The sequence below is a fragment of the Bradyrhizobium sp. USDA 4473 genome (genome assembly GCF_054063335.1).
Window position 1 is genome coordinate 6,496,834 of the sequence record NZ_JBSSGE010000001.1, and the last position, 20,459, is coordinate 6,517,292.

Sequence of the window (20,459 nt, forward strand, 5' to 3'; positions counted from 1 at the left end):
GCACATCCGAAAGATGTTCGTTTCGGAGCCGGTATCGTGAAGATTGTCGCAAGATCGCTCGTGGTTCTGTTCAGCGCATTCGGCATGGCGGGCCTCGGCCACGCCCAGACACCGAAGGGCAAGACCACGCCCGCGCCGGCTCCAGCCGCCGCTGCCGCAACTCCACAAGCTGATGCATCCGGCAGCAACACCGGCTGGGTCGCGCGCTGCACCAGCGCGAGCCGTGACGCGCCGCTCGAATGCGCGATGGAGCAGACCGCCGTTCTCACCAAGACCGGTCAGCTGATCGTGCTGGTCAACATTCGTGTTCCCGGTGACACCCGCACGCCGGTTGCGCTGATCCAGCTTCCGCTCGGGCTGAACCTGCCTGTCGGCGCCAAGCTGCAGGTCGACGACGGCAAGGCCGTCGATGTGCCGATCCAGACCTGCGAGGCGCGCGGCTGCTACATCAACGCCCCGATCGCCGCCGACGTCCTGGCGCAGCTGAAATCGGGCAAGCAGCTCAAGGTGTCGTTCCAGAACCTCGGCAAGGAAACCATCTCGATCCCGATGCCGCTCGCCGACTTCGCGACGGTGTACGACAAGATCAAGTAACGCCGCGCACGCCGCAGGTCGCTAGCGTTCCCTCTTGTAGAGGAACGCGTTGTCCGGCTGCGGCATGCCGATGCTCTTATAGAAGCTCATCGAGTCAGGCGCCGACAGCAGCAGGCACATCGATTCAGGCCCGGCGAGGCGCCGCGTCTCCGCGATCAGGCGCTTGCCGATGCCATGTCCCTGATAGCCGCGATCGACCGCGAGATCGGACAGATAGCAGCAATAGGCGAAATCGGTCAGCGCGCGCGAGACGCCGACCAGCCTGCCTGCCTTCCGCGCGGTCACGATCAGGTTGGCATTGGCGATCATGCGCCCCATCCGGTCGGTATCCGTGAGCGGACGCCGCTCGCCGAGGCCCGATTGGCGCAGCACGTCGATGAACTCGTCGACGCCGATCGACGACTCGCGGGCATAGAGGATTTCGTCCATCACCTTAAACCTCTGTCGCAACAAGCCGGACAACACGCGAAACCATGGTCGATTATGCTTGGGCCCGGGACCAAGCAGTAGAAGATCGCAAACTCGCAGGCGCCGATTTGGCAGGCGAACTCGCTGCACCGAGATGTCCAGACCTCCAGCTAAGCTGTTGATTTGGAATGGTGTAACGGCAGCCTATCAGTTTCTGGGCTAACTCGCTGATTTTTCCCAACCGGTTTTGCAGTCCTGCCCTTTTCTGATCCGACTAGATCCGGGCACTTCTGAGAAGTTTGCAAGACTCTCGGGCGGGGGTCGGGTATGGGAAAATCGTACCAACGGAGAGACGCTTCTGCCGTTGTGGCATTCGCGCGGGAGGGTTCGGAGCTTGACGGTCCCCTACTAGCCTGTCGTGCGTCCCTAACTTTTTGTCTGAGCGGCCCCCACGGTATCAGCCATTGTCGCCCGCCGCGCTCCTATCGGCTTCGGTGGGCCGGTTGTGGTATCGCGCGCTGTCTGATGTTCCATTTCCGCGTCGAGTTCGGCGCCGATCAGGATCACGATTGCGGACAGCCAGATCCACATCATGAAGCCGATCACGGCGCCAAGCGAACCGTAGGTCTTGTTGAATGATCCGAAGTTCGCCGCATACCAGGAGAACAGGATCGAGGCCGCGAGCCAGCCTACTGCCGCGAATGCGCTTCCCCAGGTGATCCAGCGCCACTGGGGTTGCTCGCGCGAGGGGCCCAAGCGATAGATGAATGCAAGCGCCAAGGTGACGATCACAAACATTGCTGGCCACCGTGCAACTTGCAAGATGAGTTCACCGACCTCTGACAAGCCAAGATATTTGAGCGCAATCGGGAGAACGACCATGGCTCCGATCGCGAGCAGCACGAAACCGATTCCGGCAGCCGTAAATCCGAGCGAGATCGCATTCAGCCTGACAAAGCTGCGCTTCTCCCGCTCCGCGTAGACGATATTCAGAGTATCGAAAATAGACTTCATCGCCGCGTTTGCGCTCCAAAGCGAGAGGCAAAGGCTCACGACAAAAGTCAATCCGAGCGTAGCACCCCGCTGCGCCGCAACTCGTGTCAGTTGATCGCGGATGACGTCGAGCGCGCCGCCGGGCAGCAGGCCGGACAGCTTGTCCAACTGGAGGGCGAGCGTTACCGGATCGGCAAATAAGCCGTATACGGCCACAAGAGCAGCGATTGCTGGAAAGATCGCGAGAAGGCTGTAGAACGTCACACCTGCCGCCAAAGCCACGATCCGGTGCTCGGAGATGTTCTGGTAGACCCTCAGCAGGATGTCTTTCCAACCTCGCGCCGGAATCTCCGAGGGCATCGTTGCAAGGCGGCCGCGGCCCTCATCGGACTGCGGCCGATTTCCACGAACCTCCACAGTCGCCTCTGAAAACCGCCGAGCCCAGAGACCGGCCGCGACTAGGGCAAGGGTCATGGCGGTAGCCCAAAGCGGCGGGCCTGCCTTCTTGGTATCGACGTGCTCAGACCGGCGCATTCTCGGGTTTCCAGGGCTGCCCTTGCCACTCGCCTTCAGAAGTCTGAGACTCATCGGGCACCAGCGTCGCTTGGTCGCTCTTGGCCCCGTGTGCCGCGACCTCGCCGGAGCTGGCATCTGCCTTTTGTGCCTGTTTGGTGGCCTCGTCCTGCGCCGCATCCAGAGCGCGCTCGCCGACCTTCTTTGCGCTGTCGTACTGCTCCGATGCGAAATCCCTGGCCTGTTCCTTCATTTGGTCGCTCGTCTCTCCCATCATGCGATCTTCCACTCCGGTCGCCGGCAGCAGCGCGCCCATCAGCGCGCCCACAGCGATTCCTATCCCGGTCAGGAGCAATGGTTGTTCACGGCAGAACTCGACGAGGGAATTGCCCGTCTGCAACGTTCGTTGACCGGCTGCCTTCGTGGAGTCGGAGATTGACGAGGCGGTACGACGCCCGCTGTCGGCGATAGCTTCGTATCCTTCAGAGACGGTGCGCTGCATGGAATCAGTCATGGAGGCAGCGGTATCGCGAATGTTTTCACGAGTCTGCGCAGCAGTTTCCCGGGCCGATTCGACCATCGAGCCGGCAGCGTCTCGCATGTTCCGTCCCGTGTCATTGGCAGCCTTCTTGGTTTGATCCGCGGCCGAAGCAAGGCTATCCGCGACCTCGCTCCGGGCGGTCGAAACCTTGTTGCTCCATTCGCCGCTCTTCTCGGCGGCACCGTCGCTCGCCCGGTCGGCCACGGTTCGGACGCTCTCAGTGGCATCTCCAGCGGCATCCCGCATGCGACCTGCGGTCCGCCGCATCGGGCCGGCTGCTGAACCGGTGCGCGATCCCAGCATCATCCATGCAAGGCTCGCCCCCATGATCATGATGGGGAGAGGATTATTGACCGCTTGATCCCGTAGATTGCGCGTAAACGCCGCGGCGGCTCCCTCGCTGACCCTGTCGGCTAACTGATCAACTACGTGCCCCGGCGTCATACACGCCCGGAGCTCGTCCAAGGTGTTGGCAAGCTGCGTCCGCTGCTCTTCGGTCTCTCGTTCAAGCTGCTCGCTGTGCGTCATGGTTCTGGCTCACTTGTTCCTTGGCTACCGATGCGTCCCGCTGGAGCTGGTGGACGGTTCTGCCGGGCATGATGTTTTCGATCTTGAGGCGGCTGATTCCGATGAGGAGGAGAATGATCCCGAGGAGCAGCACGGCGCCGCCGACGATCAGGGCGGACCAGTATGGTGCTAAGCCATACCCATCTGTAAGAGCTGAAACTCCGGCTTGGAGCAGGATGACGAGTGCTGGAATCAGCAGCACCGCGCCCCCGATGACCATCCCGAGGCCCCGCCCGACGCTGGCAATGTTCTCAGAGAGCTCAGCGCGGGCGAGCTGGGCCTCCTTACGCATGAGCGAGGTGAATTGCGAAAAGAGGTCGCTGACGATCTGGGGGACTGGACGCGGATAATTGGAAGCAGCCATGGTACTCGCCTCAATTCGATTTTTCGGCGGAACTCTTGAGGAAACGACAGGCAGCGAAGCCTGCGATGATGGCGGCCCCAAAGAGCGCCAGCGGCTCCTTACGTCCCAGATCGTTGAAGCCTGTCATGAGGTCGCTGATGCCACGATTGCGCAGCGCGTCGGCGCCCTTTTCCAGTTGTGAAGCTGCCCCGTGCACGAACTCGGCGGCCTTTGGCATCTGTTCTTGAAGCTCGTCCGCCGCTTTGTGCACCGCCTTGGCCATTTGATCGGCTTGACCGGCACCTGCCTGCTTCTGCTGTTCTGCGACTGCTTCGACTTGGGTGATTGTGTCTGCTGCTTGCATGTCCGAGTCCTCACTCGCAGCTCGCACCGCCCCCGTTGCGCCCGCTGCAAAAATGCTGCTTCGGAACGCCAACAGTGAGGAGCCTTTGACGTTCCTTGCGCGCGGAAAAAACACGAGGGTCTAAGGAATGGGGACTTCGTCCCGAACCCACGACGACGCAATGGATTGGAGCAGCTGATATGTGCTTCGATTTCCGACCGTCTGGGAAACCTGCTGGTTGTCTATGGCATCAACTTCCAGCGCCCGGCGCAGAGCCAGAAAGTGCGGCAAGTGGCCAGCCCGAAAGCATCAACATCGCTGACCTTCTAACTGGCGTTTCTTGCCGCCCCCGAAGAGGCTGACCACCGACCATTCATGGCCTGCGCGGCACAGGCATCTTGGCCAGATCCGAGCAAGTTATGAGACAAATCAGATCGCCAACGACATCGAAACGTCGCGTCAAAACGTTGAGCATTACGTGCGCCGACCAGATGAGGGCCGCGGAGGACGGCTAAGGAAGCTCAGGCTCTTGAGCAATAAGGACTAGACCGCGAACGGCGCGGTCGCTATATCAGCCGCACCAATCAGGCTGATTTGCAAAACTCACCGCAGGCATTGCAAACCACTGAAATAAGCGCTGGAATTTCAAGTGCTTATTTGGGGAATGGTGTAACGGTAGCACAACAGACTCTGACTCTGTTTGTCTTGGTTCGAATCCAGGTTCCCCAGCCAATTCGCCCCCGGTGGCGCAACTAACCTGAAGAATTCTCACGACAGCGTCCCGTGTTGCTGCTCCTCGCAGAGGCGATGGTTCAGCCGGATCGCGGCCAGCTTGTCTGGAAGCGCGGCGTGCGGACAATTGCAACGCCGCGGCGGCGCAAGAGATTGCACGCGTGCGGTTAGCCGATGCCCGCCCCCCGGCCTCAGTACAATCCGCCCGTCCCCGACCGCATCACGGCCCGATCCGCGTCGGGCGAGATGCCCTGCTGGGTGCCGTCGATCACGTCGGTGCCGGCGACCATCCCGGGATCATAGTACGGCGGCGCCTGGCCCGGCTTGAAGGCTTCGAGCACCACGCCCTTCTGCCCCGGCGCGGCGCGCAGGCCGGTCTTGGCATCGACCAGCACGAGGCGGATGCCGACCGGCTGCTTGAACGGGGTGGCGGGCTTGTCGGCCAGCGCGAGCTTCATGAAGTCGCGCGCGATCGGCGCCGCGGTGTGGCCGGCCTGCGCGTTGCGGCCGAGCGAGCGCGGCTTGTCGTAGCCGACATAGAGGCCGACCACGAGATCCGGCGAGAAGCCGACGAACCAGAGATCCTTGGCCTCGTTCGAGGTGCCGGTCTTGCCGGCGAGCGGCTTGCCGACCTCCTTCAGCGCGGTACCGGTACCGGCCTGAATCACGCCCTCCATCAGCGAGGTGATCTGATAGGCCGTCATCGCGTCGAGCACCCGCTCGCGGCGGTCGACCAGCTGCGGCTCCGGCTGGTTCTTCCAGCCCTCCGGTGCATCGCAGCCGCGGCATTCGCGCTGGTCGTGCCTGAAGATGGTGTGGCCGTAGCGGTCCTGGATGCGGTCGATCAGGGTCGGCTTCACGCGGATGCCGCCATTGGCGATCATCGAATAGGCGGTGGCCATCCGCATCACCGTGGTCTCGCCGGCGCCGAGCGCATAGGCGAGATAGTTCGGCAGCTCGTCATAGACGCCGAAACGCTTGGCGTACTCGCCGATGACAGGCATGCCGATTTCCTGCGCCAGCCGCACCGTCACGGTGTTGAGCGACAGCCGCAGCGCATTGCGCAGCGTGACCTGGCCCTGGTATTTGCCGGTCGAGAAGTTCTCGGGGCGCCAGACATTGCCCTGCCCCTGGTCGATCTCGATCGGCGCGTCGATCATGACGGTCGATCCGGTGTAGCCGTTGTCGAGCGCCGTCGAATACACGATCGGCTTGAAGGTCGAGCCCGGCTGCCGGTAGGCCTGGGTCGCGCGGTTGAACTGGCTCTGGTCGAACGAGAAGCCGCCGACCATCGCGAGCACGCGGCCGGTGTGCGGATCCATCGCCACCATCGCGCCCGACAGTTCGGGGATCTGGCGCAGCCGGTACTGGCCCTCGACCGCCTTGCCGTCCTTGGTGAACAGCGGATCGGCATAGATCACGTCGCCGGGCTGCAGCACCTGCGCCACCGAGGTCGGCGTCCTGCCCTTGTACGGACCAGACAACAGCCTCGCCCATCGCACGCCTTCGAGCGTGATGATACCGGTCTCGCGCTGCTTGCTGATGGCGCCGCCGAGCTCGCGGCCGGGCTGGAAGCCGATCCGCGCCGACTGGTCGTTGCTCTCCAGCACCACCGCCATCCGCCACGGCGAGATGTCGGACAGCGACTTGATCTCGGCCAGCGGCACGCCCCAGTCGGCCGACAAATCGAGCTTCTGGATCGCGCCGCGGTAGCCCTGCTGCTCGTCATAGTTCACGAGCCCCGCCACCATCGCCTTGCGCGCCATCACCTGGATCTTGGGATCCAGCGTGGTTCGCACCGACAGGCCGCCTTCATAGAGCTTCTTCTCGCCATAGCGCTCGAAGATGTCGCGGCGGACTTCTTCCGAAAAATACTCGCCGGCGAAGGTGTGCGCGCCGTTGGTGCGGCTGGTGACGGTCAGCGGCTCCTTGCGCGCCTTGTCGGCGTCGGCCGCCGTGATCCAGCCGTTCTCCTGCAAGCGGTCGATCACGTAGTTGCGCCGCTCGATGGCGCGTGCGCGGTTGCGCACCGGATGCAGGCTGGCCGGCATCTTCGGCAGCGCCGCCAGGTAGGCCGCTTCCGAGATCGTCAGTTCGTTGACCGACTTGTCGAAATACACCAGCGAGGCCGCCGCGATGCCGTAGGCGCCGAGGCCGAGATAGATCTCGTTGAGATACAGCTCGAGGATCTTGTCCTTGGAATAGGCCCGCTCGATTCGCATCGCCAGCAGGGCTTCCTTGATCTTGCGGCTGAACGACACCTCGTTGGTCAACAGGAAGTTCTTGGCGACCTGCTGGGTGATCGTGGAGGCGCCCTGCGGACGACGGTTGGAACCGAAATTCTGGATGTAGGCAACGCCGGCGCGCGCCATGCCGGTATAGTCGACGCCGCCATGCTCATAGAAATTCTTGTCCTCCGCGGCGACGAAGGCGTTGATCACGAGCTTCGGCACCGCCTGGATCGGCAGATAGAGCCGGCGTTCCTTGGCGAACTCGCCGAGCAGCGAACCGTCCGCCGCGTGGACGCGGGTCATCACCGGCGGCTCGTAGTTCTGGAGCTGCGAATAGTCGGGCAGGTCCTTGGAGAAATGCCAGAACAGCCCTGCGACCGCGGCCAGACCAGCCAGGAACAGGATGGTTCCTGCCGTGAACAGGAACCCGAAGAACCGCAACAGAAATTTCATCGACCAGATTTCCGTGGCGGATGCGTCGCTCGTTCTGAGCGCGCTGCGTGCCACTTAGGCCGCCCGGTATATCGGTCGTACCAGGGACCTGCAATTCAACAGCGGAGAATTAAAGCGCCTCAGGCGTCAAACTTATGCCATAGAGCCCGGCTCGCGCGCGGGCGCCAAATCAGCCGGCCTCGCCGCTCCGGCGACGCTCCGCGAGGCCCGATCGATCTGCAGTGCGCTCGCGCTCCGATTCGCCCGCACCTCGCCGCAGCCATCCTGCCTCCAGCGCTGCACTTGCGCACGGGGCGAGTCGCGAAAGAAAAGCGCGTGCCGGATCGCGACATTCACTACCTAGTTGCCGCTTCGAGTTACTGGGACATCAGAAACCGGTGGACAGCGCCTGCGGGGCCACCAGATTAACGATCCGTTAACTATAACTACCGCAAGTTGTTCGAATACACGCGACTCGCGACGGGCTGATTTGCATGGCACTGCGCGGATTTAGACGGCCCTTTGCGGCCGACCCCAACGTCCTCGGATTTCCGAGGCCTCCGACATCGGCAATGGGGACCGAGGCCCTGGACCTGGTCTATCAGGCAGCGGATTTGTTCCGCAGCATCGAGGACAGGGCCCGAGCCGGCGAAGCCCGCGCCGAGGCTGCCGAACAGGCGCAGCTCGAAATCATCGCCGCGACCGAGCGCAAGCTGAGGGACGCGTCGCGGGCGCTCGAGGAAGCCCGGCGGCGCATCGAGTCCCAGCAGGAGCAGCTCGATGCCGCCGAATTCCGCGCCCAGGCCGCCGAAGCCGAGGCGCGTGAAGCCAGGCAATCGCTGGCCCTGGTCGAAGATGCCATCCGCCGGCGCCTGCTGCTGACGAGTGGGCACGACGACGGCCGGTCGACTGCCGTTGCTTGAGGCGCGCTGCCGATAAGCAGATTCGCAGCCCGGATGAGCGGAGGGATATCTGGGGCCCCGCATGTCGCGGAGCCTGTCATCGGGCGCGCGTTCGCACGACCCGTTGGCTCATGGGTCTACAGCTCTCTCACGATCAGTATCCGGCGGCGAGCCCCGAATTGCGGCGCGGATCGTTGGCGCCATAGAAGCGATTGTTGCCGACCGGCTTGCCGTCCAGCGACGGCGCGCCGACGATGATGACCGCAAGGTGATTGGCCGGCTGCGGCGGACCGAACTTGTGGCCCATGCCTTCCAGAATGTTCCGCGTGTCCGGCGACAGCGTGAAGTCCTCGAGATTGGTCGCCTCCGGCAGCCATTGCTGGTGGAAGCGCGGCATGTCGACGGCCTCCTGCGCGTCCATGCCGTAATCGATCGCGTTGATCATCGTCAGCAGCACGGCCGTGATGATGCGGCTGCCGCCAGGGGTCCCCACGACCATCACCGGCTTGCCGCCCCTGGTGACGATGGTCGGGCTCATCGAGGACAGCGGGCGTTTGCCCGGGACGATCGAATTGGCCTCCCCCTGCACCAGGCCGTAGAGGTTCGGCACGCCGACCTTGGCGGTGAAGTCGTCCATCTCGTCGTTGAGCAGCACGCCGGTCCTGGCCGCGGTCACCTTGGCGCCGAACCAGTCGTTCAGCGTGTAGGTGACCGACACCGCGTTGCCGTCCTTGTCGGCGATCGAATAATGCGTGGTGTTGCTGCCCTCGTGCGGCGGAACGCCGGGCTTGATGTCCCTGGAGACTCCGGCCTTGGCCGGGTCGATCGCGGCACGGATCTTCTCCGCGTAGGTCTTGTCGAGCAGGCGGTCGAGCGGATTCTTCACGAAGTCGGGATCGCCGAGATAGCTGTTGCGATCGACATAGGCATGGCGCATCGCCTCGATCTGGTAGTGCACCGCCTGCGCGGAGTGATAGCCGAGCTCCTTCAGCGGATAGCCCTCAAGGATATTGAGCACCTCGCAGATCACTACGCCGCCCGAGCTCGGCGGCGGCGCCGAGACCACGTGGTAGCCGCGATAGTCGCATTCGACCGGCGCGAGCTCGCGCACCTTGTAATTGTCGAGATCCTCTTGCGTGAGCAGGCCCTTGCCGGCCTGGCTCGAGGCGACGATGGCCGCCCCCACCCAGCCCTTGTAGAAACCATCGGTGCCGCGCTTGCTGATCTCGCGCAGCGTCTCGGCGAGCTCGTGCTGTGTCAGCCGCTCACCGACCTGGAACGGCTTGCCGTCGTTGAGGAAGATCGCAGCCGAGGCCGGATCGTCCTGGAAATCCTTGGTCGCGGTTTGCAGCATGCTGATATCGCCCTGGTCGAGCACGAAGCCGTCCTCCGCGAGCTGCAGCGCAGGTGCGATCACGTCCGCGCGCTTCATCGTGCCGTATTTCTCGCGCGCATATTCCATGCCGGCCACCGAGCCCGGCACCCCGACGGCGAGATGCCCCTTGGTCGACAGGCCGGGGATGACGCTGCCGTCCTTGTCGAGATACATGTTGGCGGTAGCGCCCTTCGGGGCGGTCTCGCGGAAATCCAGGAAGGTTTTGCGGCCGTCGGCGAGCTGGATGGTCATGAACCCGCCGCCACCGAGATTGCCGGCGGCGGGATAGGCGACCGCAAGCGCGTAACCGACCGCGACCGCCGCATCGACGGCATTGCCGCCCCGCTTCAACACCTCGACGCCGACTTGGGTCGCGAGATGCTGCGCCGAAACCACCATGCCGTTCTCGGCGGCGACGGGTGCGACGGAGGCTGCCCGCCCTGGCGCCGCCGACAGGATGCCGAGTGAAACAATCACGGCGACCATCCACCGCGCCTGCACCGTTGAATTTTGCATGGAAGGCTCCCCGGGGAATGCCGACTTGTCGCGGCTTTAAGGTGCTATCTCAACGGGTACATCTAGCAGGCCGCACGCGTGCGCACTATAGGCCCACGCGGCGTTCGCCGCGCGCCCGCAGCCGGCTGTGACGCCTGCCATAGGCCGCATAGATCGCAAGCCCGATCACGAGCCACACCGCGAGCCTGATCCAGGTGTCGAGCGGCAGGCCGAACATCAGGAACAGCGAGGTCGCTGCGGCAGCCGGGGCCACCAGCCAGATCGCCGGCGCCCTGAACGGCCGTGCCAGGTCCGGATCGCGCACACGCAGCGCCAGCGTGCCGATCGAGACCACCGTGAATGCGAACAATGTGCCGATCGAAACCAGTTCGCCGACCAGCCCGATCGGCAGCAGCCCGCCGAGAACAGCAGCGACGGTGCCGGAGAAGATGGTCGAGACATACGGGGTCTGAAATCGCGGATGGATCCTGGCAGCGATGCCCGGCAGCAGCCCGTCATGCGCCATGGCGCGGAAGATCCGCGGCTGCGCCAGCAGCATGATGAGGATCACCGACGTCAATCCGAACAGGATGCCGAGCTTGATGAAGGGACCGAGCCAGCCGATGCCGACAGCATCGATGCCGACCGCGATTGGGTCCGGGACGCTGAGCCGGTCATACGGCACGATGCCGGTCAGCACGAAGCCGACCGCGACATAGAGCGCAGCGCAGATCACCAGCGAGCCGAGAATGCCGATCGGCATGTCGCGCTCCGGCACCCTCGCCTCCTGTGCCGCGGTCGAGACCGCGTCGAAGCCGATATAGGCGAAGAACACCACCGCCGCGCCGCGGATCACGCCGGACCAGCCGAACACGCCAGGACCCGCATTCGGAGGGATCAGCGCGCCCTGCGGATTGCCCGCCGTCACCCAGTTCGCCAGCGTCACCGACGACGCCGCGGTGGCGAGAAACAATGCGATGACGACGAGCTTGACCACGACGACGAAACCGGTGAAGCGCGCGGACTCGCGAATCCCGACCACGAGCAGCGTGGTGACAAACGCGATGATCGCCATCGCCGGGATGTTGATGACCGCACCGGTCGACGACCACACGCCGCTGTTGGCATCGTAGGCGAGCGGCGCCGAGGTGAATTGCTGCGGCAGGTTGACGCCGAAATCGCACATGAAGCTGACGAAATAGCCGGACCATCCGACCGAGACCGCGATCGCGCCGACCGCGTATTCGAGGATCAGGTCCCAGCCGATGATCCAGGCGATCAGTTCGCCGAGCGTGGCATAAGCGTAGGTGTAGGCGCTGCCGCAGATCGGCACGGTCGAGGCCATCTCCGCGTAGCACAGGCCGGCGAAGGCGCAGGCGACGGCGCCGAGCATGAAGGAGAGCGTGACGGCGGGACCGGCATTCGCAGCCGCCGCGTGGCCGGTCAGCACGAAGATGCCGGCGCCGATGATGCCGCCGATGCCCAGCGTGACCAGTTGCAACGCCGAGAGCGAGCGTTTGAAGACGGGCGTCTCCGCGTCGCCGTCGGCCCGCGCCGCTTCCCGCAGCAGCTCGGAGGTCGACTTTCGATCCCAGAATCCGGCCAGGGTGTCGGTCACGCCAGATGCCCTCCGCCGCCCGGGTCCGGCAGGGCCCAATGCGATCGGCTGACTATAACGCGTCCGGCGTCCAGTCGTTCGAGCCGCGGACGAAGGACAGCGCGCTTATCCACCGCCAGGCGCGGTGGCGGCCCCTATCGGCAGGGATGGCGGCGTCCGTCGCGGCCAAGGAAGGTGCCGGACGCCGGATCGAATGAACGGTAACGTACGCAGGAAGAGGATGGCGCCGCCGCGGGCAGCATGGCGCCATTGGCGTTCACGGGGTTGCCGCTGCGTTGTGCCGCCTGGGCCTCGCCCCATGGCGTCAGGGCGCCGCCGTTGATCGCGCTGCGCCCCGGATTTTGCGCGTCGAACAGTGCCGGCTCCGAGATCTGGGCCGAGGCCGGCGTGAACGTCATTCCCACGAGCAGCATGGCGGCTGCGACTGCCGACGACCTGGTCATACGGCCTCTCCTATCGATCAATGAATATGTGCCGGAAGACGGCCGGGCCGCCCCCAGACGGACATAGGGACGGCGATGCTCCGGACACAGGGGCCACGGCGTCACGATGCTGCGAGCCGCCCGGGGCCTGGCTCCCGCTCAATGGTTATGCACGTCGGGCCGTGGGTCGGAGACGAAGCCTTCGCGGTTCGGCATCTTGATCGCCGCGAGCGACTTCGCGTCGAGCACGGCATTGGACGGCACGATGCCGTTGAGGCTGAGGATGAAGGCCGATACCGCATAGACGTCCTCATTGCTGAGCGACTGCGGCGCGTTCTGCGGCATCGCGCGGCGGATATAGTCGAACAGCGTCGGGGCATAGGGCCAATAGCTGCCGACGGTGCGGATCGGTTTTGGGCTCGCCAGCGTACCCTGACCGCCGACCAGGCGATCGCCGACGCCGCCCTGCCCGCTGTCGCCATGGCACGCCGCGCACTGCTCTGCGAACACGGTACGGCCGCGCTCGACGCTGCCGCTGCCCGGCGGCAGGTTGGAGCCGTCGCGATCGATGTCGATATTCCAGCCGGCGATCTCGGCAGGCGTTGCCGGACGCCCGATGCCAAAGCGATCCTCGGCCTGCGCCGCAGCAGCGGCAAGCATCGCGATCGCACCCGCGAGCAACGCCGCCTTGATGTTACGCCTGGGCATTGGTCACCTCGCCGTTCGCGTCGATGCGCTAGGGCCAGATCGCATTGTTATGGTAGAACGAGTTCAGACCACGCACCTTGACCAATTCCGCCAGCGTCGGCTGGACGTAGCCAGTCTCGTCGATGGCGCGGCTTTGGATCACCGCCGGGCTGCCGTCCCAGTGCCAGGGCAAGCGGAAGCGCGTCAGCGCCCGTGTCAGCACCGGCTCCTGCAGTTCGGCCTGCTGCCAGCTCTTGCCCTCGTCGAGCGAGACCTCGACGCTCTTGATCTTGCCGTGACCGCTCCAGGCGATCCCGGTGATCTCGTGAAAGCCGTGCGTGGTCAGCCTCTGCCCGCCGGACGGCCGCGTGATGATCGACTTGGCTTCCATGTAGAAGGTGAATTCGCGCGACGTGCCGTCGGGCATCGGATCGGTGTATTTCGAGGTCTCCTCGCGCGAATAGGCCGGCTCGGCGACCACCTTGAGCCGGCGCAGCCACTTCACGTTCATGTTGCCCTCGAAGCCCGGCAACAACAGGCGCAGCGGATAGCCCTGCTGCGGACGCAGCCGCTCGCCGTTCTGGCTGTAGACCAGCATGGCGTCGTCGAGGCATTTCTCGATCGGGATCGAGCGCGTCAGCGCGGCGGCATCGGCGCCTTCGGCCACGATCCATTTGGCGCCTGCCTGCAGGCCGGCTTCGTCCAGCACCGTCTTGAGCGGCACGCCGGTCCATTCCGCGCAGCTCAGGAGGCCGACGAGGTCGGACGCCGTCTTGCCGTAGGGCTTGGTGTAGACGGGATTGCCGGAGCATTCGAGGAAGTGGATGCGCGACTGCGACGGAAAGCGGCGGATGTCCTCCATCGTGAACACCAGCGGGCGATCGACCATGCCGTGCAGCATCAGCCGGTGCTCGGCCGGATCGATGGTCGGCACGCCGCCATGATGGCGTTCGTAGAACAGACCATTCGGCGTGATGATGCCGTCGAGCTCCTGCAACGGCGTGCGGCCCGAGGCGGAGATATATTGCGGCAGCGTCTTCGAGATGTTCTTGACGACGCCCTTCTCGTGAACCGATGGCGTGCCATAGGGCTGGCTTCCCATCGGATCGCCAGGCGCTTTCATCCATTCCGGCACGTTGGGCGGAAGATTATTCCCCTGTTCGGCAAGCGCGGGAGAACCGGCCACTCCTGAGATCGCGGAGCCACCGGCCAGTGCTGCGCCCGCCTGAAGGAATCGCCTGCGAGACGCCTCTCGCACCCGCTTGTCCGTCGTGTGTTCGCTCATCGACGTTTTCCTCTGACGTTACGAGTCGCAGCCTAGCACCAAACGCCCGAGGCGATGCAATGATCCCACGCGCAGAGCTGCATCAGATGCATGTTACTCGCGGGCGATCTGCATTGCTGTGCGAGGTACATTCGAAAGCCGAGGGCAGCGCCCATACGGACGCCGATGGTGACGGTCACATCCGTTCGCCAGGCAATTCGCTGGCCTGCTTCACCCAGGCGGCAAACTGCGCCTCGTCGAGCGCGTCGTTCTCGTGAATGTCGAGATAGCGCGTGTGCTGCTGCTTGGACTTGCCGGGCGGCACCGGATGCAGCGATGCGCCGCGAAAGAACGCCACTTTGACGTAGCGCGTGAAGACATGGATGCCGAGAAACCAGGTTTGTCCCTCCATGCCGTAGAGCGGCGAGTTCCACTTCACCGCCTTGTGCACGCCGGGAATGGTGCGCGCGATGAGCGCGTCAAGCTTGCGTCCGACGTCGTGCTTCCAACCCGGCATCGCCGCGATATAGGCCTGCACGGGAGCGTCGCCATGTCCCTTTGCGATCTGCGGATTGCCGCCCGAGAGCAGGCGCGGCTTTGCAGTGGTACGCTTCGTGGCGCTCTTCTTCGCGCGCTTCGCCGGCGTCTTGGACGTCTTACGAGCCATCGTACCCGCTCCCAGCGTATCGCGCGCAGCATCAGCCGCTCGAACCGGATCATATCGACAATGCGCCGATGTTGTCGTCATCGGCCGCGGACATTCGCGGCGGCGTATCGACGCGCGCGATCCTGCGCCGCGCGGTCCAGACCTAGCCGGTCACCGGCGGCGTGCCGTGGGTGTGGAACGACTCGATCGTCTTCAAGCCCCAGGCCTGTCCTTTCTTGCGTTCCTCCTCGGTCCACACGATCGGCTTCCAGTCCGGCGCGAGGATCAGGCGGGCACCGGCATTGGCGACCTCGACGCGGTTGCCGCCGGGTTCATAGACATAGAGGAAGAAGGTCTGCTGGATCGCATGCTTGTGCGGCCCGGTCTCGATATGCACGCCATGCTCGAGGAAGATATCCGCGGCCCGCAGGATCTCCTCGCGGCTGTCGAGCGCATAGGTCACGTGATGAAACCGGCCGCGCTTGCCGTAGTGATCGCGGGTGTAGGCGAAGTCGTAGCTCTTGTTCGACATGGTCATCCACATCGCCGCTTCCGTGCCGTCGTTGAGCACGATCTGCTCGGTGGTGCGGCAGCCCAGGTAAGTCTCGAAGAACAGGCGGTTGGCCTTGATGTCGACCGCAAGGCAGTTGAGATGGTCGAGCCGGCGCACATTGACGCCGCGCGCCGGAAAGCGCTGCGCCTGGTTCTTCAACGCGGGCTTCAGCTCGGCGGGCGCCTCGTACCACTCGGTCTCGTAATAGAGCTCGACGACATGGCCGTCGGGATCGCGGCAGCGGAACGCCGGTCCCTGCCCCATGTCACCGTCGACCCAGCCGATCTCGAAGCCCGAGCCCTTCAGCGCGGCGACGCGGCGCTCGAGCGCCTGCGGACTGCGCGCCCGCAGCGCCATGTGCTCCATGCCAGACGTGTTCGACGCCGTGAGCTTCAGCGAATAGCGCTCGTAATCGTCCCAGCCGCGCAGATAGACCGACTCGCCCTTGCGGCCGCTGACGGTCATGCCCATGACGTCGACGAAGAATTTGAGGCTCTCGTCCGGCTTCGGCGTTAACAGCTCGATGTGGCCGAGATGAGCGAGATCGAAGATCGGTTCCGGCTGCATGGGACGGTCTCCTTGCACGACGGCGCCGGACCGACCCTTCCTACGCGGGCGACGGCGGCGCCTCTCGATTTGTACTAGTGTACAAAGGATTAGGTCCCGTCAACAAATTGTTGGCGCCGGCATCGCGGCATGCTGATCGAGGCCGGTAGTCAGGCGACCGAGACGGCCTTTTCGCGATGCGAGGACAGCAGCTCGCGGATTTCGAGATCCGGCACCGGCCGGCTGAACAGGTAGCCCTGCATCTCGGTGCAGCCGAGGATGCGCAGCAGGTTGCGCTGCTGCTCGGTCTCGACGCCTTCCGCCGTCGTCGTCATGTCGCTCGCGGCGGCGATGTTCACGACGGCCTGGACGATGGTGGACGATGCGCCGGTCCCGGCGAGATCCTTGATGAAGGCGCGATCGATCTTGATCTTGTCGAACGGGAAGCGCTGCAGATAGCTCAGCGACGAATAGCCGGTGCCGAAATCGTCGAGCGCGATGCGGACGCCGAGCTCGCGCAGCTGATGCAGGACATCGAGCGCGGCCTCGTCGTCGCGGATCAGCACGGCTTCGGTGATCTCGAGCTCGAGCCGCGAGGGCGCGAGCCCCGACGCCGCCAGCGCGGCGGCGACATTCAGCGCCAGCGTCTGGCTCTTGAACTGGATCGGCGACACGTTGACCGCGATATGGACATGATCCGGCCACTTCACGGCTTCGCGGCATGCGGTGTTCAGCACCCAGTGCCCGAGATCGTTGATCAGGCCGGTGTCCTCGGCGACCGGGATGAAATCCGCAGGCGAAATGGTGCCGCGTTCGGGATGGCGCCAGCGCAGCAGCGCCTCGCAGCAGCTGACCCGGCCGTCTTCGAGATGAAGCAGCGGCTGATAGTGCAGCTCGAAATTGCCGTCGACGATGGCCTGGCGCAATTCCAGCTCCAGGCTGCGCCGCGCCTTGGCGCGCGCGTCCATGCCGGCCTCGAAGAAGCGGTAGGTGCGGCGGCCGTCGCTCTTGGCGCCATAGAGCGCGAGATCGGCGTTGCGCAGCAGTTGATCGAGCTCGAGGCCGTCGGCCGGCGCAACCGCAATGCCGATGCTGGCGTCGGTGGTGATGAGATGCCCGCTGCAATCGACCGGCTGGCGGATCGCCTGATAGATCGCGGCCAACAGCTGCATAGTCTGGGTCTGATCGCGTACCGCGGTCTGGATCACGGCAAATTCGTCGCCGCCGAGCCGCGCTGCGACGTCGGTATCCCCCAGGCAGGAGCGCAGGCGATCGGCCACGGCCCTCAGCAGTTCGTCGCCGATCTGGTGGCCGAGCGCGTCGTTGACGCTCTTGAACTCGTCGATGTCGATATACATGACCGCGAGTTGCTCGTTCGGCCCGATCGCTTTCAGCGCCTGATCGAGGCGTTGGCGGAACAGCACGCGGTTGGGCAGATCGGTGAGCGCATCATAATGCGCCATGTAGGCGATCTTGTTCTCGGTGCGCGTCCGCTCCGTGATGTCCTCGATGGTCGCCACCCAGCCGCCCTCCGGCAGCGGCTTGTTGACGATCTCGATCGCCCGCCCGCCCGGTGCCTCGGTCAGCTGGCGCGTCGCCTTGCCGAGCTTCACGTTGCGGATGATGGCATCGCAGAACGCGTCGACGTCGCCGTCGAACGAGCCGGTCTCCTGCCGGTGCGCGATCAGCCGCTGCATGGTGCAGCCCGGCTTTGCCACATCGGGCGAAAGCCCGAACATCTCGATATAGGGACGGTTGCAGATGATGATGCGCGCCGAGGCATCGTAGAGCACGAGCCCCTGCGGAATGTTGTCGACGGCGGTCATCAGATTGCGACGCTCGGTGGCAAGCCGCGCGTCGGAAATCTCATGACGCTTCAGCAACAGGAAGACGATCACGGCCATGATCGCGAACGCCGCCATCAGCAGGCCTTCGCGCTCGCTCCATTGCGCGGTCACGCTTCCGAACAGGCTGCCGACCAGCATGCCGGCACAGAACGCCAGGCCCTTGGTGGTGCCCGCGTCGGCATTTCCTGGTGATGAATTGCGGTGTTCGATGCGCACGCTGATCTCTCCCGGACGCGGCATCGTTACGCAGCACAAATGGAAAGGTCGTTACAAACCGCAGTTAGCAATCGGTTACACGATACCAGGCGACCGCGGGCGACCAACCAGGCCGGACGCCCCGTAAACCTACGGAGCTGCCGGCGCACTTCTCCGAGATGGTGAATGCCGCGTTAACGGAAAAGCCGCGAAACAATCGCCGCTGTGCCGGAACGCGACGCTCCGCCGCCGAAGCGGCGTGATATCGCGACACGACAGAAACAAATCGTCACCGGGAAGGAGTAGATTTAGCCGAACCGAAACTTCTGCGACTTAACGGTTTTTCCAATCCCGGGCAGGCATATTGGTCCGGACATTTGGATTTCGCGAACGAGCCAGGCGAGAACTGTGACATCCTTTGGACGTGTGATCTCTGTGCGCGGCTCGCAGGCCCGGGTTGGGCTGCTGGCGGGCGGCCAGATGCAGCTTTCAGAAATGCGCGCGACCGTCGGCCGGTTCGTCAGCATCCGCTGCGCGAGCTCGGTCATCGTCGCCATGATCACCGAGGTGTCCTGCGAAAACCTGCCGGCGTCCGACGAGTACATGGCGACCGCCTCGGTCGACCTGCTCGGCGAAATCCTCGGCGGCGACCGCCCGAAATTCCAGCGCGGCGTCACCCATTATCCGACCATCGGCGACAGCACCGACCTGATCACCAACCAGGAGCTGCGCACGGTCTACGCGCCGAGCGGATCCGACCAGATCAATGTCGGAACGCTGCAGCAGGATCGCTCCGTCATTGCCTATGTCGACGTCGAGGAAATGCTGTCCAAGCACTTCGCGGTGCTCGGCTCGACCGGCGTCGGCAAATCCACCGGCGTCTCGCTGCTGCTCAACGAGATCCTGAAGTCGCGGCCGAACCTGCGCATCTTCCTGCTCGACGTCCACAACGAATACGGCCGCTGCTTCGGCGAGCGCGCGCAGGTGCTGAACCCGCGAAACCTCAAGCTGCCGTTCTGGCTGTTCAACTTCGAAGAGATCGTCGACGTATTGTTCGGCGGCCGCCCCGGCGTGCCCGAAGAGCTCGACATCCTCGCCGAAGTGATCCCGATGGCGAAGGGCATCTACACCCAGTACCAGAATTCCGACCGGGTCGGTCTCGGGCTGAAGCGCGTCGACCCCAAGCAGGTCGGCTACACCGTCGATACGCCGGTACCCTATCGCCTGGTCGACCTGATCTCGCTGATCGACGAACGCATGGGCAAGCTGGAGAACCGCTCCTCGCGCATCATCTATCACAAGCTGATCTCGCGCATCGACGCTGTGCGCAACGACCCGCGCTACGCCTTCATGTTCGACAACGCAAATGTCGGCGGCGATACCATGGCCGAGGTGATCAGCCATCTGTTCCGCCTGCCCGCCAACGGCAAGCCGATGACCATCATGCAGCTCGCCGGCTTCCCGGCCGAAGTCGTCGATTCCGTGGTGTCGGTGTTGTGCCGCATGGCGTTCGATTTCGGGCTGTGGAGCGACGGCGTCTCGCCGATGCTGTTCGTCTGCGAGGAGGCGCACCGCTACGCTTCCGCCGACCGCAATATCGGCTTCGGGCCGACCCGCAAGGCGGTGTCGCGCATCGCCAAGGAAGGCCGCAAATACGGCGTCTATCTCGGCCTGATCACCCAGCGCCCGGCCGAGCTCGACGCCACCATCATCTCCCAGTGCAACACGCTGTTCACGATGCGCCTTGCCAACGACCGCGACCAGGCGCTGCTGCGCTCCGCAGTGTCGGATGCCGCGGCCAACCTGCTGTCGTTCGTGCCCTCGCTCGGCACCCGCGAGGTGCTGGCGTTCGGCGAAGGCGTGGCGCTGCCGACGCGGCTGCGCTTCAAGGAGGTGCCGCCGCACCAGCTGCCGCGCGGCGAGGCCACCATCGCCACCGTGCCGTCGGTCACCGCCGGCCACGACATGCACTTCGTCAGCGCTGTGCTGGAACGCTGGCGCGGCGCCACCTCGCATCGCGACAACGCACCGAACGACCCAGGATTGAATTCGAGCCTCAACTCGCCCGTGCCGGCACGCACGATGGCGCCGGCCGAGGCGCCGATGCTGCAGCCGTCGCTGGGCCTCGATCCGGATCGCTTCTCGCTGCTGAAGAAGCCGCTGCGCTAACATCGCGGCCGCAAGGCGCCGATGCGCCTTGTACCCAAAGCGC

General features: G+C 64.4%; 17 protein-coding genes and 1 tRNA gene. 4 read left to right on the plus strand and 14 right to left on the minus strand.

Annotation, left to right across the window (positions count from 1 at the left end):
* Positions 1-84 precede the first annotated feature (84 nt).
* On the plus strand, positions 85-594 hold the full coding sequence (locus tag ACVW17_RS30835) for an invasion associated locus B family protein (RefSeq protein WP_456756563.1): 510 nt from the start codon (positions 85-87) through the stop codon (positions 592-594).
* A 21-nt stretch (positions 595-615) separates the two neighbouring features.
* Here the strand turns inward: ACVW17_RS30835 and ACVW17_RS30840 are convergent, their stop codons facing one another.
* The 5 genes from ACVW17_RS30840 to ACVW17_RS30860 form a co-directional block, all read right to left on the minus strand.
* A complete protein-coding gene (locus tag ACVW17_RS30840; RefSeq protein ID WP_456756564.1) occupies positions 616-1,023 on the minus strand; it encodes a GNAT family N-acetyltransferase in 408 nt (135 codons plus the stop codon).
* 405 nt (positions 1,024-1,428) lie between these two features.
* Positions 1,429-2,529 carry a YihY/virulence factor BrkB family protein gene (locus ACVW17_RS30845; protein ID WP_456755373.1) on the minus strand — a complete coding sequence of 367 codons (1,101 nt, stop codon included), beginning with the start codon at positions 2,527-2,529 and terminating at the stop codon, positions 1,429-1,431.
* A complete protein-coding gene (locus ACVW17_RS30850) occupies positions 2,516-3,577 on the minus strand; it encodes a DUF3618 domain-containing protein (RefSeq protein WP_456798231.1) in 1,062 nt (353 codons plus the stop codon). The genes ACVW17_RS30845 and ACVW17_RS30850 overlap by 14 nt, the downstream gene beginning before the upstream one ends.
* Positions 3,555-3,980, minus strand: coding sequence for a phage holin family protein (locus tag ACVW17_RS30855; protein ID WP_456755375.1), 426 nt, complete (start codon positions 3,978-3,980; stop codon positions 3,555-3,557). The genes ACVW17_RS30850 and ACVW17_RS30855 overlap by 23 nt, the downstream gene beginning before the upstream one ends.
* A gap of 10 nt (positions 3,981-3,990) precedes the next feature.
* Complete coding sequence (locus tag ACVW17_RS30860) at positions 3,991-4,323, minus strand: hypothetical protein (RefSeq protein ID WP_456755376.1); 333 nt, start codon at positions 4,321-4,323, stop codon at positions 3,991-3,993.
* A gap of 637 nt (positions 4,324-4,960) precedes the next feature.
* On the opposite strand from ACVW17_RS30860, the gene ACVW17_RS30865 reads away from it, so the two are divergent.
* Positions 4,961-5,034: transfer RNA gene (locus ACVW17_RS30865), tRNA-Gln, on the plus strand.
* A gap of 191 nt (positions 5,035-5,225) precedes the next feature.
* On the opposite strand, the gene ACVW17_RS30870 is transcribed toward ACVW17_RS30865, so the two are convergent.
* Positions 5,226-7,718 carry a penicillin-binding protein 1A gene (locus ACVW17_RS30870; protein WP_456798232.1) on the minus strand — a complete coding sequence of 831 codons (2,493 nt, stop codon included), beginning with the start codon at positions 7,716-7,718 and terminating at the stop codon, positions 5,226-5,228.
* Between the two features lie 551 nt (positions 7,719-8,269).
* On the opposite strand from ACVW17_RS30870, the gene ACVW17_RS30875 reads away from it, so the two are divergent.
* A complete protein-coding gene (locus tag ACVW17_RS30875) occupies positions 8,270-8,620 on the plus strand; it encodes a hypothetical protein (protein WP_092112972.1) in 351 nt (116 codons plus the stop codon).
* A 133-nt stretch (positions 8,621-8,753) separates the two neighbouring features.
* Here the strand turns inward: ACVW17_RS30875 and ggt are convergent, their stop codons facing one another.
* From ggt to ACVW17_RS30915, 8 genes are all read right to left on the minus strand, one after another.
* Positions 8,754-10,490 carry a gamma-glutamyltransferase gene (gene ggt, locus ACVW17_RS30880; RefSeq protein WP_456755378.1) on the minus strand — a complete coding sequence of 579 codons (1,737 nt, stop codon included), beginning with the start codon at positions 10,488-10,490 and terminating at the stop codon, positions 8,754-8,756.
* Between the two features lie 85 nt (positions 10,491-10,575).
* Positions 10,576-12,075, minus strand: coding sequence for an amino acid permease (locus ACVW17_RS30885; protein ID WP_456756565.1), 1,500 nt, complete (start codon positions 12,073-12,075; stop codon positions 10,576-10,578).
* Between the two features lie 146 nt (positions 12,076-12,221).
* Complete coding sequence (locus ACVW17_RS30890; RefSeq protein WP_456755379.1) at positions 12,222-12,530, minus strand: BA14K family protein; 309 nt, start codon at positions 12,528-12,530, stop codon at positions 12,222-12,224.
* Positions 12,531-12,668: 138 nt separating this feature from the next.
* Positions 12,669-13,217: a c-type cytochrome gene (locus ACVW17_RS30895; protein ID WP_456755380.1), complete on the minus strand. Its 549-nt coding sequence runs from the start codon at positions 13,215-13,217 to the stop codon at positions 12,669-12,671.
* Between the two features lie 28 nt (positions 13,218-13,245).
* Positions 13,246-14,481 (minus strand): sulfite dehydrogenase, encoded by a 1,236-nt coding sequence (gene soxC / locus ACVW17_RS30900; RefSeq protein WP_456798233.1) that lies wholly within the window; start codon positions 14,479-14,481, stop codon positions 13,246-13,248.
* 175 nt (positions 14,482-14,656) lie between these two features.
* On the minus strand, positions 14,657-15,127 hold the full coding sequence (locus ACVW17_RS30905; protein ID WP_456755382.1) for a DUF1801 domain-containing protein: 471 nt from the start codon (positions 15,125-15,127) through the stop codon (positions 14,657-14,659).
* A 142-nt stretch (positions 15,128-15,269) separates the two neighbouring features.
* On the minus strand, positions 15,270-16,226 hold the full coding sequence (locus ACVW17_RS30910) for a catechol 2,3-dioxygenase (RefSeq protein WP_456755383.1): 957 nt from the start codon (positions 16,224-16,226) through the stop codon (positions 15,270-15,272).
* Positions 16,227-16,375: 149 nt separating this feature from the next.
* Entirely contained in the window at positions 16,376-18,268 is a 1,893-nt protein-coding gene (locus ACVW17_RS30915; protein ID WP_456798234.1) for a putative bifunctional diguanylate cyclase/phosphodiesterase, read from the minus strand.
* A gap of 387 nt (positions 18,269-18,655) precedes the next feature.
* Here ACVW17_RS30915 and ACVW17_RS30920 point away from each other — a divergent pair, with 387 nt between their 5' ends.
* Positions 18,656-20,416: an ATP-binding protein gene (locus tag ACVW17_RS30920; RefSeq protein ID WP_456755385.1), complete on the plus strand. Its 1,761-nt coding sequence runs from the start codon at positions 18,656-18,658 to the stop codon at positions 20,414-20,416.
* The last annotated feature ends 43 nt before the right edge of the window (positions 20,417-20,459 follow it).

Bases quoted from the DNA above. Each gene is read 5' to 3' on its own strand.
- ACVW17_RS30835 (WP_456756563.1), top strand. From the start codon at position 85: ATGGCGGGCCTCGGCCACGCCCAGACACCGAAGGGCAAGACCACGCCC.
- ACVW17_RS30840 (WP_456756564.1), bottom strand. From the start codon at position 1,023: ATGGACGAAATCCTCTATGCCCGCGAGTCGTCGATCGGCGTCGACGAG.
- ACVW17_RS30845 (WP_456755373.1), bottom strand. From the start codon at position 2,529: ATGCGCCGGTCTGAGCACGTCGATACCAAGAAGGCAGGCCCGCCGCTT.
- ACVW17_RS30850 (WP_456798231.1), bottom strand. From the start codon at position 3,577: ATGACGCACAGCGAGCAGCTTGAACGAGAGACCGAAGAGCAGCGGACG.
- ACVW17_RS30855 (WP_456755375.1), bottom strand. From the start codon at position 3,980: ATGGCTGCTTCCAATTATCCGCGTCCAGTCCCCCAGATCGTCAGCGAC.
- ACVW17_RS30860 (WP_456755376.1), bottom strand. From the start codon at position 4,323: ATGCAAGCAGCAGACACAATCACCCAAGTCGAAGCAGTCGCAGAACAG.
- ACVW17_RS30870 (WP_456798232.1), bottom strand. From the start codon at position 7,718: ATGAAATTTCTGTTGCGGTTCTTCGGGTTCCTGTTCACGGCAGGAACC.
- ACVW17_RS30875 (WP_092112972.1), top strand. From the start codon at position 8,270: ATGGGGACCGAGGCCCTGGACCTGGTCTATCAGGCAGCGGATTTGTTC.
- ggt (WP_456755378.1), bottom strand. From the start codon at position 10,490: ATGCAAAATTCAACGGTGCAGGCGCGGTGGATGGTCGCCGTGATTGTT.
- ACVW17_RS30890 (WP_456755379.1), bottom strand. From the start codon at position 12,530: ATGACCAGGTCGTCGGCAGTCGCAGCCGCCATGCTGCTCGTGGGAATG.
- ACVW17_RS30895 (WP_456755380.1), bottom strand. From the start codon at position 13,217: ATGCCCAGGCGTAACATCAAGGCGGCGTTGCTCGCGGGTGCGATCGCG.
- soxC (WP_456798233.1), bottom strand. From the start codon at position 14,481: ATGAGCGAACACACGACGGACAAGCGGGTGCGAGAGGCGTCTCGCAGG.
- ACVW17_RS30905 (WP_456755382.1), bottom strand. From the start codon at position 15,127: ATGGCTCGTAAGACGTCCAAGACGCCGGCGAAGCGCGCGAAGAAGAGC.
- ACVW17_RS30910 (WP_456755383.1), bottom strand. From the start codon at position 16,226: ATGCAGCCGGAACCGATCTTCGATCTCGCTCATCTCGGCCACATCGAG.